The organism is Burkholderia puraquae (assembly GCF_002099195.1).
In the GTDB taxonomy this organism is placed as follows: Bacteria; Pseudomonadota; Gammaproteobacteria; order Burkholderiales; family Burkholderiaceae; genus Burkholderia; species Burkholderia puraquae.
In genome coordinates, this window is the sequence record NZ_NBYX01000005.1 from 175,726 (window position 1) to 192,028 (window position 16,303).

General features: G+C 67.7%; 16 protein-coding genes. 8 read left to right on the forward strand and 8 right to left on the reverse strand.

What is annotated here, in order from left to right:
• The first annotated feature begins 19 nt into the window (after nucleotides 1-19).
• Genes tsaB through B7G54_RS12250 form a run of 4 tightly spaced genes read left to right on the forward strand, consistent with a single transcriptional unit; the run spans nucleotide 20 to nucleotide 3,267 of the window.
• Entirely contained in the window at nucleotides 20-787 is a 768-nt protein-coding gene (gene tsaB, locus B7G54_RS12235) for a tRNA (adenosine(37)-N6)-threonylcarbamoyltransferase complex dimerization subunit type 1 TsaB (RefSeq protein WP_085039334.1), read from the forward strand.
• Nucleotides 784-1,284, forward strand: coding sequence for a ribosomal protein S18-alanine N-acetyltransferase (rimI, locus tag B7G54_RS12240; RefSeq protein WP_085039335.1), 501 nt, complete (start codon nucleotides 784-786; stop codon nucleotides 1,282-1,284). The genes tsaB and rimI overlap by 4 nt, the downstream gene beginning before the upstream one ends.
• On the forward strand, nucleotides 1,271-2,305 hold the full coding sequence (locus B7G54_RS12245; RefSeq protein WP_085039336.1) for a uracil-DNA glycosylase: 1,035 nt from the start codon (nucleotides 1,271-1,273) through the stop codon (nucleotides 2,303-2,305). The genes rimI and B7G54_RS12245 overlap by 14 nt, the downstream gene beginning before the upstream one ends.
• Complete coding sequence (locus B7G54_RS12250; protein ID WP_085039337.1) at nucleotides 2,302-3,267, forward strand: DUF1853 family protein; 966 nt, start codon at nucleotides 2,302-2,304, stop codon at nucleotides 3,265-3,267. The genes B7G54_RS12245 and B7G54_RS12250 overlap by 4 nt, the downstream gene beginning before the upstream one ends.
• An 18-nt stretch (nucleotides 3,268-3,285) precedes the next feature.
• On the opposite strand, the gene thiD is transcribed toward B7G54_RS12250, so the two are convergent.
• On the reverse strand, nucleotides 3,286-4,095 hold the full coding sequence (gene thiD / locus B7G54_RS12255) for a bifunctional hydroxymethylpyrimidine kinase/phosphomethylpyrimidine kinase (RefSeq protein ID WP_085039338.1): 810 nt from the start codon (nucleotides 4,093-4,095) through the stop codon (nucleotides 3,286-3,288).
• Nucleotides 4,096-4,153: 58 nt separating this feature from the next.
• A complete protein-coding gene (gene lplT / locus B7G54_RS12260; protein WP_085039339.1) occupies nucleotides 4,154-5,461 on the reverse strand; it encodes a lysophospholipid transporter LplT in 1,308 nt (435 codons plus the stop codon).
• Nucleotides 5,462-5,679: 218 nt separating this feature from the next.
• On the opposite strand from lplT, the gene alr reads away from it, so the two are divergent.
• The 3 genes from alr to B7G54_RS12275 all read left to right on the forward strand — a co-directional run bounded on the left by alr (nucleotide 5,680) and on the right by B7G54_RS12275 (nucleotide 8,551).
• Nucleotides 5,680-6,750: an alanine racemase gene (alr, locus tag B7G54_RS12265; protein ID WP_085039340.1), complete on the forward strand. Its 1,071-nt coding sequence runs from the start codon at nucleotides 5,680-5,682 to the stop codon at nucleotides 6,748-6,750.
• An 11-nt stretch (nucleotides 6,751-6,761) separates the two neighbouring features.
• Nucleotides 6,762-8,138, forward strand: a complete 1,377-nt coding sequence (gene radA, locus B7G54_RS12270; protein ID WP_085039341.1) for a DNA repair protein RadA — start codon at nucleotides 6,762-6,764, stop codon at nucleotides 8,136-8,138.
• Between the two features lie 146 nt (nucleotides 8,139-8,284).
• A complete protein-coding gene (locus B7G54_RS12275) occupies nucleotides 8,285-8,551 on the forward strand; it encodes a DUF2866 domain-containing protein (RefSeq protein ID WP_085039342.1) in 267 nt (88 codons plus the stop codon).
• 209 nt (nucleotides 8,552-8,760) lie between these two features.
• On the opposite strand, the gene B7G54_RS12280 is transcribed toward B7G54_RS12275, so the two are convergent.
• Nucleotides 8,761-10,692, reverse strand: a complete 1,932-nt coding sequence (locus B7G54_RS12280; RefSeq protein ID WP_085039343.1) for an ATP-binding cassette domain-containing protein — start codon at nucleotides 10,690-10,692, stop codon at nucleotides 8,761-8,763.
• Nucleotides 10,693-10,828: 136 nt separating this feature from the next.
• Between B7G54_RS12280 and B7G54_RS12285 the strand changes: the two genes are divergently transcribed.
• Nucleotides 10,829-11,308: a glutathione peroxidase gene (locus B7G54_RS12285; protein WP_027787077.1), complete on the forward strand. Its 480-nt coding sequence runs from the start codon at nucleotides 10,829-10,831 to the stop codon at nucleotides 11,306-11,308.
• Between the two features lie 60 nt (nucleotides 11,309-11,368).
• Here the strand turns inward: B7G54_RS12285 and cls are convergent, their stop codons facing one another.
• From cls to dapD, 5 genes are all read right to left on the reverse strand, one after another.
• The gene (gene cls, locus B7G54_RS12290; RefSeq protein ID WP_085039344.1) at nucleotides 11,369-12,808 is read right to left on the reverse strand and encodes a cardiolipin synthase; all 1,440 of its coding nucleotides are present in this window, start codon (nucleotides 12,806-12,808) and stop codon (nucleotides 11,369-11,371) included.
• Nucleotides 12,809-12,916: 108 nt separating this feature from the next.
• The gene (prmB, locus tag B7G54_RS12295) at nucleotides 12,917-13,825 is read right to left on the reverse strand and encodes a 50S ribosomal protein L3 N(5)-glutamine methyltransferase (RefSeq protein WP_085039345.1); all 909 of its coding nucleotides are present in this window, start codon (nucleotides 13,823-13,825) and stop codon (nucleotides 12,917-12,919) included.
• Nucleotides 13,826-13,836: 11 nt separating this feature from the next.
• The gene (gene dapE / locus B7G54_RS12300; RefSeq protein WP_085039346.1) at nucleotides 13,837-14,976 is read right to left on the reverse strand and encodes a succinyl-diaminopimelate desuccinylase; all 1,140 of its coding nucleotides are present in this window, start codon (nucleotides 14,974-14,976) and stop codon (nucleotides 13,837-13,839) included.
• Nucleotides 14,977-15,066: 90 nt separating this feature from the next.
• Complete coding sequence (locus B7G54_RS12305) at nucleotides 15,067-15,435, reverse strand: ArsC family reductase (protein WP_085039347.1); 369 nt, start codon at nucleotides 15,433-15,435, stop codon at nucleotides 15,067-15,069.
• A complete protein-coding gene (gene dapD, locus B7G54_RS12310; protein WP_014896723.1) occupies nucleotides 15,435-16,262 on the reverse strand; it encodes a 2,3,4,5-tetrahydropyridine-2,6-dicarboxylate N-succinyltransferase in 828 nt (275 codons plus the stop codon). Before dapD ends, B7G54_RS12305 begins: the two co-directional genes overlap by 1 nt.
• Between the last annotated feature and the right edge of the window lie 41 nt (nucleotides 16,263-16,303).

Below are 16,303 nucleotides of genomic sequence, written 5' to 3' on the forward strand. Positions count from 1 at the left end.
AGCGGGGCGCCGCATTACAATGTCGCCCATGACGCAAACAGTGCTCCTCGCCATCGATACGTCGACCGAATACTGCTCGGTCGCGCTGCTGCGCTCGGCCCACGCCGATGACGCCGTTTCCACCCCGCAAACCTGGGTCCGCCACGAGCTGACGGGCGCCGTGTCGAGCACGCGCGTGCTGCCGGCCATCCAGGAGCTTTTCGCCGAATCGGGGCTGACGCTTGCCGATTGCGACGCGATCGCGTTCGGCGCGGGCCCCGGCTCGTTCACGGGCCTGCGCACCGCGACGGGCATTACCCAGGGGCTCGCGTTCGGACGCGGGCTGCCGGTCGTGCCGATCGGCACGCTGCTCGCGTGCGCCGAGCACGCGCGGCTGCGTGCGCCCGGCACGACCCGCGTGCTTGCCGCGCTGGATGCGCGGATGGATGAAGCGTACTGGGCGGACTTCGCATGGGACGACAGCGCCGGCGACTGGCGCACGCTGCATGCGGCTTCGCTCGATACACCGGGTGCGATCGGCGTGCCCGATGCGCCGTTCACGCTCGCGGGCAATGCGGCTGCCGCGTTCGGCGCGCAGTTGCCGGCCGCGGCGCACGCGGCCGTGATTGATGGTGACGCGATGCCGCACGCGCTGGCGGTCGCCCATGCCGCACTGCGCGCGTTCCGCGCCGGCCGTGTGGTGCCGGCCGATCAGGCCGCGCCGGAGTACGTGCGCGACAAGGTTGCGCAGACGACCGCCGAGCGGGTCGCGGCACGGGCCGCGCAAACGGGCGGAGCGAAGGGATGACGGGTGTACTGCTGAGCGACCGCTATCTGGCGCCGATGACGGATGCCGATCTCGACGAGGTGGTCGCGATCGAGCACGTCGCGTACGAATTCCCGTGGAGCCGCGGCAACTTCGAGGATTCGTTGCGCAACGGCTATCTGGGCGTGTGCCTGCGGCACGTGACGGGTTCGCTGATCGGCTATTGCGTGCTGATGCCCGTGGTCGACGAGATGCACCTGTTGAACCTGTGCGTCGCACCGGCCGCGCAGTGCGCGGGTGCGGGCCTCGCACTGCTGCGCGAGGCCGTGCGCATTTCGCGCGCGGAACGGCTCGACGGCGTGCTGCTCGAGGTGCGGCCGTCCAATCCGCGCGCGATCCATCTGTATGAGCGTTTCGGCTTCGTGACGATCGGCCGGCGCAAGAATTATTACCCGGCGAAGCATCGCAGCCGGGAGGACGCGATCGTGATGCGTCTGACGCTGAACAAGGACGAAGGGGACGCGCATGGCATGGGCTGAAGCGGCGCTTGAGGAAATGGGCCTCGCGCAGATCTGGGTGCGGCGCGGGCAGCGCGCGGATGAAGGTGCGGACGAGGGCGCGGCGGCCGAAGCGCCCGCCGCGGCGCAAACCGGTGCGGCGGACGACGCACCTGCGGTCACGACCGAGCGGCCTGCGCACACCGTGCGTACGCCGGTGCAAGGCGAGGCGCCGACGGCAGTGGCGCGGAGCATCGAAGCTTCGCCGGCTCGCGAGCGTGTCGCCCCGGCACGCCGCGTCGACGACGGCGATCGCGCGCCTGCATCGGTCACACCGGTCGCGTCGACGGGCACGATGCCGCCGATGGACGACACGCCGCCTGCCGGCGCCGACGATTTCGCGTGGTTCGATGCGGCGCCGCCGGGCGCCCCCGTGCCGGCGGCCGAATCGCGTCCCGCCGGTACGCCGGTTGCCGCGCTCGACTGGGACGCGCTGGCTGCGCGCGTGTCGGACTGTACGCTTTGCCGTCTGTGCGAGAAGCGGACCAACACCGTGTTCGGCGTCGGCGACCGCGAAGCGGACTGGATGCTGATCGGCGAAGCACCGGGCGAGAACGAGGACAAGCAGGGCGAGCCGTTCGTCGGCCAGGCCGGCAAGCTGCTCGACAACATGCTGCAGTCGCTGTCGCTCAAGCGCGGTGACAACGTCTACATCGCGAACGTGATCAAGTGCCGGCCGCCCGGCAACCGCAACCCGGAGCCGGACGAGGTCGCGAACTGCGAGCCTTATCTGCAGCGTCAGGTCGCGCTCGTGAAGCCGAAGCTGATCGTCGCGCTCGGCCGCTTCGCGGCGCAGACCCTGCTGAAGACGGACGCGAGCATTGCGTCGCTGCGCGGCCGCGTGCATGCGTACGAAGGCGTGCCGGTGATCGTGACCTACCACCCGGCGTATCTGTTGCGCAGCCTGCAGGACAAGTCGAAGGCGTGGGCCGACCTGTGCCTCGCGCGCGACACGTTCCGGCGCGCCGAGGGCGCCGGCGCGAACGGGCCGGCCGGACAATGACGACCGGCGCGGCGTTCGCCTTCGTCGATACGCTGCACGACGTCGCGGTTCGGGATCTGGGCTGGCTGCTGGCCAGCCCGAGCCTGCTCACCGCGGTACCGGACGCGCCGCTTGCGCGCCCATGGCCGGATGCGACCGGACAGTCGGCCGTCGAAGCATGGCTCGCCGCGCTCGATGCGCAGCCCGAGCCGCTGCGTCGCGCGCTCGACGGGTTTCGGCCCACCCGGCTCGGCCGCTACGCCGAATGCCTGCTCGAGTATTTCCTGATGCACGGACCGTCGCTGCGCCTCGTCGCGGCCAATCTGCCGCTGCGCAGCAACGGCAAGACGCTCGGCGAAGTCGATTTTCTCGTCGACGCGCCGGACGGGCGGCGCCTGCACTGGGAACTTGCGGTGAAGTGCTATCTGTGCGCGCCGGTGCAAGCCGGTGCATCGCTTGCCGATTTCGTCGGCCCCAACCTCGTCGACCGGTTCGACCGCAAGCGCAGCCGGTTGCTCGAGCATCAACTGCGGCTCGGCGATCGCGACGGGTTTGCGCGGCTAGGCTATGGCGCGCCGTCCGACGCGCAGATGTTCATCAAGGGCTGGTTGTTCTATCCGCATGGTGCGCCGTTGCCGCCGGTGTCCGCGGAAATCGCGCCGGATCACCCGCGCGGTTTCTGGCTGACGCACGCGCAGTGGCCGGCGTGGGCGGCCGCGCAGCGTGCCGGTACCGCATGGAGCGTATTGCCGAGGCTGGCGTGGCTGGCGCCGCGACGCGCTGCCGCCGATGCCGGATTCGAACCCGAGCCGCTGGCGGCCGCTCTGGCGCTGCCGTCCGTGCTGACGGCACGCGAGGCCCCCGCGCTGATCGGCATTCATGAAAAGGGCAGTGACGGCACGTGGCGCGAAAGGGCGCGCGGCTTCGTCGTGCCGGACGACTGGCCGGTACGCGCACAGGCGTTCGCGGCGCAGGATCACTGACGCCGCGTCAGCCGGCGCTTACCACCAGCGATGGAAGTGATGGACGGGGCCGACGCCGTGCCCGACGTCGAGGTGGCCGCTCGCGGCGATTGCGCCGGTCAGGTAGGTCTTGGCTTCCCGCACCGCGCTTTCGAGGTCAGGTTGCTGCGGCAGCAGCGCGGCGATCGCCGACGACAGCGTGCAGCCGGTGCCGTGCGTGTTGCTGACCGGCACGCGTGCGCCGTCGAGCCGCACGGTGCGCGTCGCTTCGACGAGCCAGTCGGGGCTCGCGGACGCGTCGGGCAGGTGGCCGCCTTTCATCAGCACGGCGCGCGCGCCCGTCTGCAGCAATGCCTGGCCTTGCCGGACCATGTCGTCTTCGGTCGTTGCGGGCACATCGTTCAGCAGGGCGGCCGCTTCGGGCAGGTTCGGCGTCACGACCGTCGCGAGCGGCAGCAGCGCATCGCGCAACGCGTCGACGGCATCGGGCGCGAGCAGCGCGTGCGAGCTTTTCGAGATCATCACCGTGTCGAGCACGACGAAGCGCGGCGCGTAACGGCGCAGCGCGTCGGCCACCGCTTGCACGATCGCCGCATTCGCGAGCATCCCGATCTTGACCGCATCGATGCGGATATCGCCGAACACCGCGTCGAGTTGCGCAGTCACGAACGCGGCATCCGGTGCATGCACGCCCGTCACGCCTCGCGTGTTCTGGGCGGTCAGCGCAGTGATCACGCTCGCGCCATACGTGCCGAGCGCTGAAAAGGTCTTCAGGTCGGCCTGGATGCCTGCGCCGCCGCCCGAATCGGAGCCGGCGATCGTCAGGATGTTGGGTATCGGGTGCGTCATCGGGGCAATGCGCCGGTTCGAAGACCGGCGCCGGCGGACGGAAACGGGAAGTGTAGCGTCAGTGCCGCGATTCGCCGATCAGCGCGACCGAGTCGAACTGACGCTGGTTTGCCTGGTGGCGGCGCATCACGAGCCACATCGTCAGGCAGACGAACGTGCCGAACAGCACGATCACGACGCCGACCGGCACGTCGAGCCACACGAGCACCGCATACAGGCACAGCATCACGAGCACCGACAGGTTCTCGTTGAAGTTCTGCACCGCGATCGAGTGGCCGGCCGACAGCAGCACGTGGCCGCGATGCTGCAGCAGCGCGTTCATCGGAACGACGAAGTAGCCCGACAGCGCGCCGACGCAGATCAGGAAGATGTACGCGATGATCAGGTACACGGGCATGCGCAGGTGGCCGAAGTGCACGGCCCAGTGCGACGGGAACAGGTCGCGCGTGTAGAACGCCATCAACATTACCGCGATGCCCATGATGATGCCGACGGGCAGTACGGTCAGCGATTTCTTCAACGGGATCCGGGCGGCGGCGGCGATTGCGCCGGCTGCGACGCCGACCGCGACCACGGCCTGCAGGATCGCGCCTTCCGACAGCGACATGCCGAGCGACACTTCAGCCCACTTCAGCACGATGAACTGCAGCGTCGCGCCCGCGCCCCAGAACAGCGTCGTGACTGCCAGCGAGATCTGGCCGAGCTTGTCGCGCCAAAGCACCGTGAAGCAGTCGGCGAAATCCGTGAGGAGCTTGACCGGGCCGCGTTCCTGCTTCGGGTAGCGGGCGCCCGTATCGGGAATGCGCAGGTTGAACAGCGCGGCGATCACGTAGATCGCCATGATGATCGCCATCGCCGCTTCGGCGGGGGTGCCGATCCAGGCGGGCGTATGCGCGATCACGTGCGACGCGATATGCGGGCTGATCAGCGCACCGCCGAGCACGGTGCCGAGGATGATCGAGCTGACGGTCGTGCCTTCGATCCAGCCGTTCGCGGCGACCAGCCGGTCGGCCGGCAGCAGTTCGGTGAGGATGCCGTATTTCGCGGGCGAGTAGGCCGCCGCGCCGAAGCCGACGATCCCGTACGCGATCAGCGGGTGGGCGCCGAACAGCATGATCATGCAGCCGACGACCTTGATCGAGTTGGTGATGAACATCACGCGGCCCTTCGGCCGCGAATCCGCGAAGGCGCCGACATACGCCGCCAGCACCACATAGGACAACACGAAGAACAGCTTCAACAGCGGTGTCATCCAGTTGGGGGCGTGAAGGTCTTTCAGCAGGGCGATGGCGGCGATGAGGAGCGCATTGTCGGCCAGCGACGAGAAAAACTGCGCGGCCATGATGGTGTAAAAACCTTTTTTCATCTGATGCGATGCTTTCGTCGCTGCGGCAGGGCCGCGTAGGCCGCCTGGTATGCGATCGGCTTATTCCGTTCGAAATGGGTTGTGCGCACGGCTTTATAACATGAAAATACGCCAATTCGGACTAGCAAGATTCCCCGATCGTTCCGCAAATTGTCGGCTTCGGTGCTCAAAAGGCGCGGTAAGCTGATGATTCGCAAGCGTCTTTACGTAAATTTCCCATGCCGCGCCCGATCTCCGCCACCATCCATACCGCCGCTCTCGCGAACAATCTCTCCGTCGTCCGCCGCTTTGCCGGCCCGTCCAAGGTCTGGGCGGTCGTCAAGGCCAACGCGTACGGTCACGGTCTCGCGCGTGCGTTTCCCGGCCTGCGCGGCACCGACGGCTTCGGGCTGCTCGACCTCGACGAGGCCGTCAAGCTGCGCGAGCTCGGCTGGGCCGGTCCGATCCTGCTGCTCGAAGGGTTCTTCCGCTCGACCGACATCGACGTGATCGACCGCTACAGCCTGACGACGACCGTCCACAACGACGAGCAGATGCGGATGCTGGAAACGGCGCGGCTGTCGAAGCCCGTCAACGTGCAGCTCAAGATGAACAGCGGGATGAACCGGCTCGGTTACCTGCCGGAAAAATACCGCGCCGCATGGGAACGTGCCCGCGCGTGCCCCGGCATCGGCCAGATCACGTTGATGACCCATTTTTCGGATGCGGATAACGAGCGCGGCGTCGCCGAGCAGCTCGCGACGTTCGAGCGCGGCGCGGAAAATATTGCCGGCGCGCGCAGCCTTGCGAATTCGGCGGCCGTGCTGTGGCATCCGGACACCCACTTCGACTGGGTGCGCCCGGGGATCGTGCTGTACGGCGCGTCGCCGTCCGGGCTGTCGTCCGACATCGCCGACACGGGGCTGAAGCCTGCGATGACGCTCACGTCCGAGCTGATCGCGGTTCAGACGATCGGGAAGGGCCAGGCCATCGGCTACGGCTCGACGTTCTCCGCGCAGGCGCCGATGCGGATCGGCGTGGTCGCGTGCGGCTACGCGGACGGCTATCCGAGGGTCGCGCCCGAAGGCACGCCCGTGATCGTCGACGGCATCCGTACACGCATCGTCGGCCGCGTATCGATGGACATGATCACCGTCGACCTGACCCCGTGCCCGCAGGCCGGCGTCGGCGCGCGCGTCGAGCTGTGGGGCAACACCCTGCCGATCGACGACGTCGCCCGCCATTGCGGCACGATCGGTTACGAGCTGATGTGCGCGGTTGCCGGCCGCGTGCCTGTGCGCGCGGAATAAGGGCATTGCGCGTGGCCAAACAGAAAACCGTATACGTCTGCAGCGAGTGCGGCGGACAGACCCCGAAGTGGCAGGGCCAATGCCCGTCGTGCCAGGCCTGGAACACGCTGGTCGAATCGGTTGCCGAGGCGCCGTCGGCCCATCGTTTCCAGTCGCTCGCGAAGCGGGCGCCCGTCCAGCGTCTCGTCGACATCGAAGCGGCCGACGTGCCGCGCTTCTCGACCGGCATCGGCGAATTCGACCGCGTGCTCGGCGGCGGGCTGGTCGCCGGCGGCGTCGTGCTGATCGGCGGCGACCCGGGCATCGGCAAGTCGACGCTGCTGCTGCAGTCGCTCGCGGACATCGCGAGCGAGCGGCGCGCGCTCTATATCAGCGGCGAGGAATCGGCCGCGCAGATCGCGTTGCGTGCGCAACGGCTTGCGCTGCTCGATGGCGGCACGCCGGCAGCCGAACTGAAGCTGCTCGCCGAGATCCAGCTCGAAAAGATCCAGGCCGCGATCGACGCGGAACGGCCGGACGTGGCCGTCATCGACTCGATCCAGACGGTCTATTCGGAGGCGCTCACGTCGGCGCCGGGCTCCGTCGCGCAGGTGCGCGAGTGCGCGGCGCAGCTCACGCGCATCGCGAAGCAGTCGGGCACCGCGATCATCATGGTCGGGCACGTGACGAAGGAGGGCAACCTGGCCGGCCCGCGCGTGCTCGAGCACATCGTCGACACGGTGCTGTACTTCGAAGGCGACACGCATTCGTCGTTCCGGCTCGTGCGCGCATTCAAGAACCGCTTCGGTGCGGTCAACGAACTCGGCGTGTTCGCGATGACCGAGCGCGGGCTGCGTGGCGTCGCGAATCCGTCCGCGCTGTTCCTGTCGCAGCACGAGCAGGTCGTGCCGGGCTCGTGCGTGCTCGTCACGCAGGAAGGCACGCGCCCGCTGCTCGTCGAAATCCAGGCGCTCGTCGATACGGCGCACGTGCCGAACCCGCGCCGGCTCGCGGTCGGCCTCGAGCAGAACCGGCTCGCGATGCTGCTCGCGGTGCTGCACCGGCACGCCGGCATCGCATGCTTTGACCAGGACGTATTCCTCAATGCGGTCGGTGGCGTGAAGATCACCGAGCCGGCCGCCGACCTCGCGGTGTTGCTTGCGATCCATTCGTCGATGCGCAACAAGGCGCTGCCGAAGGGGCTGATCGTGTTCGGCGAAGTCGGGCTGGCGGGCGAGATCCGGCCGTCCCCGCGGGGGCAGGAGCGGCTGCGAGAAGCCGCGAAGCTCGGCTTCACGATCGCGCTGATCCCGAAGGCGAATGCGCCGAAGCAGGCGATCGAAGGGCTGAAGGTGATGGCCGTCGAACGGATCGAACAGGCGATCGACAGCGTGCGCGATCTCGAGTAAACGGCTCGGCAGGCATACGGGCTATGCCCGTGGGCGATCTGTCGCGTAATTCGTTGTAAAGAATATGTAGGGTTCTGTAACCCGCCGGACATTGCTTTTCCCTATCCTTTGCCGGATTGTCGAACCGCGCAATGCGAAGGGATCCTATGTTGAAATCGTATGGGGAAGCGCCGAGCGGACGCCTTTACAACCTGCGTGGCTGCCGTGTGTCGGAGCCGATTCGCCAACCCTGGGGCGGCGGATGCCGGATCGTCGAATGGATCGACGAAGAGGGGCGCCTCGCGCGCAAGGTCGTGTCCGAGGACGTGACGGAAGCGGAAGTCGCCGCGGCGATCAGGCTGCCGACCGAAGGGCGCCGGTACCTGATGGGTGACGACGAGCAGATGCCGCGCGACACGTTGCCGCGGCGCTGAGCCGGCGGCTCGGCGAGCAGCCGGTGAACCGAGTGACGACGGTAATGAATGAACAGGCCGGGCCCGCGCGCCCGGCCTTGTCGTATCCGGGCCTGCGGAGGGCCGGATGATCGGTCGAGGTGCCGCGATGCCAAGGCACCGCGGCGCTCAGGCTGCCGGCACGCCGTGCCGGCGTATTGGTGTTTTGGCCGGCCGCGCTGCGGCTGCGGTCAGCCGATCTGCTCGAGTTCTTCCTGCGCGGCGAGCCAGTCGGCCTCGACCGTTTCGAGACGCGTGTTGACGTCCCCGAGCTTGCGGATCGCGTCGGTCAGCGCCGTCTTGCGCTCGGCTTCGTAGCTCGCCGGATCGGCGACGAATGCATCGAGGCGCGCCTTCTCGGCGTGCAGCGTCTCCATTTCCCTTTCGAGCTTCGTGATGCGCGTCTGCAGCGGCTTCTTCAGCACCGACAGGCGCTGCCGTTCCTCGGCGGCCTGACGCTTCTGGTCCTTGCGGTTGGCCGCGGCACCCGCGCCCGGCGAAGCCGCGCTGTCGGCCTTCGCGGCCGCGCGCTGCTCGGCCGCGTGCTGCAGCAGCCAGTCGCGGTAGTCGTCGAGGTCGCCGTCGAACGGCTGCAGCCGGTGCTTCGCGACCAGCATGAACTGGTCGGTCGTCGCGCGCAGCAGGTGGCGGTCGTGCGAGACGAGGATCAGCGTGCCTTCAAACTGGGCGAGCGCCATCGTCAGCGCGTGGCGTGTTTCGAGGTCGAGGTGGTTGGTCGGTTCGTCGAGTAGCAGCAGGTTCGGCTTCTGCCAGATGATCAGCGCGAGCGCGAGGCGTGCCTTTTCACCGCCGGAGAACGGCCCGACCGGGCTGGTCGCCATGTCGCCCGAGAAGTTGAAGCCGCCGAGGAAGTCGCGCAGCTCCTGCTCGCGCGTGTCGGGCGCGAGCCGCGCCAGATGCGCGAGCGGCGAATCGTCCTCGCGCAGCGTTTCGAGCTGGTGCTGCGCGAAATAGCCGATCGTCAGCCCCTTGCCGTCGCGGACGTGCCCCGACAGCGGCGCGAGCGTGCCGGCCAGCGTCTTGATCAGCGTCGACTTGCCCTGGCCGTTCGCGCCGAGCAGGCCGATGCGCTGGCCGTTCTGGATCGACAGCGCGACGCGCTCGACGATCGGGATTTCCGCTCCGCCGTCGGCGTGGTAGCCGCAGCGGACGTCTTCCATCACCATCATCGGGTTCGGCGCGGCATCGGGCGTGCGGAATTCGAACGTGAACGGAGACGCGATGTGCGCGGGCGCGATCAGCTCCATCTTCTCGAGCGCCTTCATCCGGCTCTGCGCCTGCTTGGCCTTGGTCGCCTTGGCCTTGAAGCGGTCGACGAAGCTCTGCAGGTGCTCGATCGTCTTCTGCTGCTTTTCGTAGGCGTTTTGCTGCAGCGCCAGTTGCTGCGCGCGCAGCACTTCGAACTGCGAGTAGTTGCCGCCGTAGCGTTTCACCTGGCGGTTTTCCAGGTGCAGCGTGACGTTGCAGATCGAATCGAGGAATTCGCGGTCGTGCGAAATCACGACGAGCGTGCCGGGGTAGCGGTGCAGCCAGTCTTCGAGCCAGACGATCGCGTCGAGGTCGAGGTGGTTCGTCGGCTCGTCGAGCAGCAGCAAGTCGGAGCGGCACATCAGCGCCTGCGCGAGATTCAGGCGCATGCGCCAGCCGCCGGAGAAGCTGGCAACGGATTCGCGCGTCTGCGCGAGCGTGAAGCCGAGGCCGAGCAGCAGCGCCTCGGCACGGGCGGGCGCGGTGTAGCCGTCGGCGTCGGCGAACGCCGCGTGCGCGTCGGCTTCGGCGGCGCCGTCATGCGCGGCGGAAGCGGCGGCGATGCGCGCCTCGATCTCGCGCAGCGCGGCGTCGCCGTCGAGCGTGTAGTCGAGCGCCGAGCGGTCGACGGCGGGCGTTTCCTGCGACACATGGGCGATCCGCCACGACGGCGGCATCGAGAAATCGCCGCCGTCCGAGTGCAGCTCGCCGCGCAGGACCGAGAACAGGGTCGACTTGCCGGCGCCGTTCGCGCCGATCAGGCCGGCTTTCTCGCCGGGATTGAGCACGAAGGAGGTCGACTCGAACAGCGGCTTGGTGCCGCGCGCAAGGCTGAACTGATTGAAACGGATCACGGCGGAAATGACTGGCCAAAACCGCTATTCTAGACTGCGCGCCGCTTGCGCCGGGCATTGACCGTTCGGCGGATGCCGCAACGGGGCAATTTCGCCTAGACTCCACGTCGATCCGGTTTCGTTAAAGGAGTGCCCGATGTCCACCCTGTATTCGTTCAGCGCAGAGACGCTTGCCGGCGCGCCGGCCTCGCTCGACGCGTATCGCGGCAAGGTGCTGCTGATCGTCAACACCGCGAGCGAGTGTGGCTTCACGCCGCAGTACGCGGGCCTGCAGAAGCTGTATGACCAGTACGCGGCGCGCGGCTTCTATGTGCTCGGCTTCCCGTGCAACCAGTTCGGCAAGCAGGAGCCGGGCGACGCCGCACAGATCGGCGCGTTCTGCGAGCGCAATTACGGCGTCACGTTCCCGATGTTCGCGAAGATCGACGTGAAGGGCGACCATGCGCATCCGCTGTACCGCTACCTGACCGACGAAGCGCCCGGCATTCTCGGCCTCAAGGCGATCAAGTGGAATTTCACGAAATTCCTGATCGATCGCGAAGGGCGCATCGTCAAGCGCTATGCACCGTCGACCAAGCCGGACGAAATCGCCGCGGATATCGACAAGCTGCTCTGACGGCCGCTGGCGGCGTTCGCGGCGCCTGTGCGGATCGCACGGGCGCCACCGTCCCGGCCGTTACAGAATCGGTGCGAACAGCCGCGCGACGTGCATCGCGATGCGCCGCCAGGCGGGCGACCGGCGGTATTCGTTCGCGTCGACCTCGTACGCCTGCGTGAAGTCGGCATCGAGCATCGTCTCGACCTCGTCGGCGAAGGCGCGGTCGACGGTCAGCACCATGATCTCGAAATTGAGGCGGAACGAGCGGTTGTCGAGATTCGCGCTGCCGATCGCCGCCGCGATGCGGTCGATCAGCACGACCTTCTGGTGCAGGAAGCCGGGCCGGTAGCGGAACACCTTGACGCCCGCGTCCACCAGGTCGCGCGCGTACAGCTTCGATGCTTCGAATACCACGTAGTGATCGCGCCGGCTCGGGATCAGGATGCGCACGTCGACACCGCGCATCACGGCGAGCTTCAGTGCGGAGATCACGGCTTCGTCGGGGACGAGGTACGGCGTGGTGATCCAGACCCGCTCGCGCGCGGCATTGATTGCCTCGACGAAGAACAGCGAGCCCGTCTCCTGCTTGTCGGCCGGCCCCATCGGCACCGCGAGGCAGTGCATGTTGTCGCCGGGCTGCGCGGGCGGCGGCAGCGCGAGCGGCGGCAGCTTCTGCGTCGCCCAGTGCCAGTCTTCGGCGAACACGTACTGGATGCTCGCGACCACCGGGCCGCGGATCTCGATGTGCGTGTCGCGCCACGGCGACAGGCGTGGCTTCGCGCCGAGATACTCGACGCCGACGTTGTGGCCGCCGACGAACGCGCAATTGCCGTCGACGACGACGATCTTGCGGTGGTTGCGGAAGTTGAGCTGGAAGCGGTTGACGAACTTGCGGTTGGTCGCGAACGGATGAACCTCGACGCCGCCCCGGCGCAATGTCTCGACGTAGCCGTGCGGCAGGTCGAAGCTGCCGATGCTGTCGTACAGCAGGCAGCAGCGCACGCCGGCTGCCGCGCGTGCGAGCAGCGAGTCGCGCAGCATCCGGCCGAGCGCATCGTCGCGCACGATGAAGAACTGCACCACCACGTAATTGCGCGCGGTGTCGATTGCCGCCAGGATTGCCGAGAACGTCGCGTCGCCGTTCACGAGCGTGCGCACCGAGTTGCCGCCGAGGAACGGCATGCCGCCGAGCCGCGTGAGGGCGAGCACCGCAGCCTGGCCGATCGCGTCGGCGGCCGGCCCGTCGGTCGCATCGGTGCTGAGCCAGGGCGAGCGGGGTGTGTGCATGCGCAACATTTCCAGCTCGTGGCGCCGGGCGTCGACGTAGCCGGAGAACTTGCTGCGGCCGAGGAACAGGTACGGAACGAGCGTCAGGTAAGGCATGGCCGCGAGCGAAACGGCCCACGCGATCGCGCCTTGCGACGTGCGCGTGTTCATGATCGCATGGCACGCCGCGACGATCCCGAGCACGTGGATGGTCAGGATCAGGGTGCCGAGATGTAGCCAGTCGAGGGTCATGGGCGCGTGACGGACTCCTGAGGTCGTGCGGCCGGGCGGCCGCCTACGCGCATCTTACCCAACCGTGCGGCGCAACGGTGCGCCGCACGGTGGGCGAGCCAGGAAGGCTCAGGCCTTGCGCGGCAGGTCCGACGCCTGGATCAGGAACACGGCGTCGTCGCCCGCGCTGGTGGGCAGCCACGTGAGTTCGAGGCCGCCGAACGCGGCTTCGACGTTTTCGCGCTCGTTGCCGATCTCGACGACGAGCACGCCGTCGTCGTGCAGCCAGCGATGGGCTTCGGCGACGATGCGTCGCACGATGTCCATCCCGTCATCACCACCCGCGAGCGCCATCTCCGGCTCGTGCCGGTATTCGGGCGGCAGCGCAGCCATCGACGATGCGTTCACGTACGGCGGGTTCGTCAGGATCACGTCATAGCGTGAGCCCGGGTCGGTGCGGAACGCGGGCAGCGGCGCGTAGAGGTCGCCGCGATGCAGTGCGACGCGGTCTTCGAGGCCGTAGTCGCGCACGTTGATCTCGGCGACTTCGAGTGCCTTGTCGGACAGGTCGACCGCGTCGATCTCGGCGTTCGGGAACGCGCTCGCCGCCAGGATCGCGAGGCAGCCCGAGCCCGTGCACAGTTCGAGCACCGCGCCGACCTGCTCGGGATCGGCGACATACGGCTGCAGCCCGTCGTCGAGCAGTTCGCCGATGAACGAGCGCGGCACGATCACGCGTTCGTCGACGTAGAAGCGGTGGCCGTGCATCCACGCTTCATGCGTGAGGTACGCGGCCGGCACGCGATCGGTCGCGCGCCGCTCGATCACCGCGAGTACAGCCGCGATCTCGTCGGGCAGCAGGCGCGCGTCGAGGAACGGCTCGAGCGTGTCGAGCGGCAGGTCGAGCGTGCGCAGCACGAGGTAGGCCGCTTCGTCGTACGCGTTGTCGGAGCCGTGGCCGAACGCGAGCTTCGCCTTCGAGAAGCGCGTGACCGCGTAGCGCAGCAGGTCGCGAACAGTGGCAAAAGGTGTCGTCATGCGAGGCTCCATCAGGCGATCAGTTGTTCGAGTACGCGGCGGTACACGTTCTTCAGCGGGTCGACGAAGCGCACCTCGATGTGCTCGTCGATCTTGTGGATGCTGCCGTTCGGCGGGCCGAATTCGATCACCTGTGGGCAGATGCGTGCGATGAAACGGCCGTCCGACGTGCCGCCCGTCGTCGACAGCTCGGTCGTGATGCCGGTCTCGGTACGGATCGCGTTTTCCAGCGCGCCCGACAGCTCGCCGCGCGGCGTGAGGAACGGCAGGCCGCTTACCGACCACTTCAGCGTGTATTCGAGGCCGTGCTTGTCGAGGATCGCGTGCACGCGCGCCTGCAGGCCCTCGACCGTGCTCGCGGTCGAGAAGCGGAAGTTGAACAACAGGTCGGCGTGGCCGGGAATCACGTTGGTCGCGCCGGTGCCGGCGTGCAGGTTCGACACCTGCCAGGTGGTCGGCGGGAAGTATTCGTTGCCTTCGTCCCACTGCTCGGCGGCAAGCTCGGCGAGCGCCGGCGCGAGCAGGTGGATCGGGTTCTTCGCGAGGTGCGGATACGCGATGTGGCCCTGCACGCCCTTGACGACCAGTTCGCCCGACATCGAGCCGCGGCGGCCGTTCTTCACGACGTCGCCGAGCTCGTTGGTCGAGGTCGGCTCGCCGACGATGCAGTAGTCCATGCGTTCGCCGCGCGCTTCGAGCAGCTCGACGACCTTCACGGTGCCGTCGGTGGCGGGGCCTTCCTCGTCGCTCGTGATCAGGAACGCGATCGTGCCGCGGTGGCCGGGATGGGCCGCGACGAATTCCTCGGACGCGACGACGAACGCCGCGAGCGACGTCTTCATGTCGGCCGCACCGCGGCCGTACAGCTTGCCGTCGCGATGGGCGGGGATGAACGGCGGCGAGCTCCACTGCTCGAGCGGGCCGGTCGGCACGACATCGGTGTGGCCCGCGAACGCGAGCAGCTTGCCGTCGCGGCCGTCGGTGCCGCGCTTGACGGCCCACAGGTTGGTCACGCCGTGCGACGCGATGGTCTCGCACTCGAAGCCGAGCGCGGCGAGGCGCTCGGTCATGATCTGCTGGCAATGCTGGTCGTCGGGCGTCACGGACGCACGGGCGATCAGCTGTTCGGTAAGGGCTAGGGTGGCGGACATGGTTCGGACCACTTTCGATAAAAAATGCCGGCGCGGTGGCCGGCAGCGACAAGACGTCGGGCTGCGCCGACAGGCGCAGCGCGGGCGGCCCTATGCGGCAAACAGCGCCGCGTATTGATCGGCCACGAAGCCGAGCGATTTCACGCGGCCGTTGACCACGAGCACGGGGCGCTTGATGACCGACGGCTTGTGGATCATCAGCGCGACCGCGCCGGCCTTCGTTTCGGCGGCCGCCTTCATTGCGTCGTCCAGGCCGCGCCACGTGGTGCCGCGCTTGTTCACGAGCGCGTCGAGCGACACGTCCTTCAGCCAGTCTTCAAGCAGCGGCACGCTGACGCCGAGCTTCTTGAAATCGTGGAACTCGAATTCGACGCCGTGATCGTCGAGCCACACGCGGGCCTTCTTCACGGTGTCGCAGTTCGGAATGCCGTAGACGACCACGGTGTGCGGCTTTGCCATCAGTCGCCTCGCAGCAGCTCGTTCAGGCCGACCTTCGCGCGGGTCTTTGCATCGACCTTCTTGACGATCACCGCGCAGTACAGGCTGTGCGAGCCGTCCTTCGACGGCAGGTTGCCGGCGACGACGACCGAGCCGGCCGGGATGCGGCCGTAGCTGACTTCGCCCGTCTCGCGGTCGTAGATCTTCGTGCTCTGGCCGAGGTAGACGCCCATCGAGATCACGGAGTTTTCCTCGACGATCACGCCTTCGACGACTTCCGAGCGCGCGCCGATGAAGCAGTTGTCTTCGATGATGACCGGGTTCGCCTGCAGCGGCTCGAGCACGCCGCCGATGCCGACGCCGCCCGACAGGTGCACGTTCTTGCCGATCTGCGCGCACGAACCGACCGTCGCCCACGTGTCGACCATCGTGCCTTCGTCGACGTACGCGCCGATGTTGGTGTACGACGGCATCAGCACGACGTTCTTCGCGATGAACGAGCCACGGCGCGCGATGGCCGGCGGGACGACGCGGAAGCCGCCCGCGGCGAAATCTTCAGCCGTGTAGTTCGCGAACTTCGACGGCACCTTGTCGTAGAACTGCGAGTAGCCGCCGGCGGGCATCGGCGCGTTGTCCTCCAGGCGGAACGACAGCAGCACGGCCTTCTTCAGCCACTGGTGCACGGTCCAGTTGCCGTCGATCTTCTCGGCAACGCGCAGCGCGCCTTTGTCGAGCTGCTCGATCGCGTGCGCGACGGCTTCGCGGACGTCGGCCGGTGCGGCCTTCGGCGACAGCTCGGCGCGGTTGTCCCAGGCGGTATCGATGATTTGCTGAAGTTGTTGCGACATGTTCGTTTTCGCAGGAGATGGATGAATTGATCGGATGGACG

Bases quoted from the DNA above. Each gene is read 5' to 3' on its own strand.
- B7G54_RS12245 (WP_085039336.1), top strand. From the start codon at position 1,271: ATGGCATGGGCTGAAGCGGCGCTTGAGGAAATGGGCCTCGCGCAGATC.
- B7G54_RS12250 (WP_085039337.1), top strand. From the start codon at position 2,302: ATGACGACCGGCGCGGCGTTCGCCTTCGTCGATACGCTGCACGACGTC.
- prmB (WP_085039345.1), bottom strand. From the start codon at position 13,825: ATGACGACACCTTTTGCCACTGTTCGCGACCTGCTGCGCTACGCGGTC.
- thiD (WP_085039338.1), bottom strand. From the start codon at position 4,095: ATGACGCACCCGATACCCAACATCCTGACGATCGCCGGCTCCGATTCG.
- B7G54_RS12305 (WP_085039347.1), bottom strand. From the start codon at position 15,435: ATGGCAAAGCCGCACACCGTGGTCGTCTACGGCATTCCGAACTGCGAC.
- B7G54_RS12285 (WP_027787077.1), top strand. From the start codon at position 10,829: ATGTCCACCCTGTATTCGTTCAGCGCAGAGACGCTTGCCGGCGCGCCG.
- alr (WP_085039340.1), top strand. From the start codon at position 5,680: ATGCCGCGCCCGATCTCCGCCACCATCCATACCGCCGCTCTCGCGAAC.
- dapD (WP_014896723.1), bottom strand. From the start codon at position 16,262: ATGTCGCAACAACTTCAGCAAATCATCGATACCGCCTGGGACAACCGC.
- rimI (WP_085039335.1), top strand. From the start codon at position 784: ATGACGGGTGTACTGCTGAGCGACCGCTATCTGGCGCCGATGACGGAT.
- cls (WP_085039344.1), bottom strand. From the start codon at position 12,808: ATGACCCTCGACTGGCTACATCTCGGCACCCTGATCCTGACCATCCAC.
- lplT (WP_085039339.1), bottom strand. From the start codon at position 5,461: ATGAAAAAAGGTTTTTACACCATCATGGCCGCGCAGTTTTTCTCGTCG.
- tsaB (WP_085039334.1), top strand. From the start codon at position 20: ATGTCGCCCATGACGCAAACAGTGCTCCTCGCCATCGATACGTCGACC.
- dapE (WP_085039346.1), bottom strand. From the start codon at position 14,976: ATGTCCGCCACCCTAGCCCTTACCGAACAGCTGATCGCCCGTGCGTCC.
- B7G54_RS12275 (WP_085039342.1), top strand. From the start codon at position 8,285: ATGTTGAAATCGTATGGGGAAGCGCCGAGCGGACGCCTTTACAACCTG.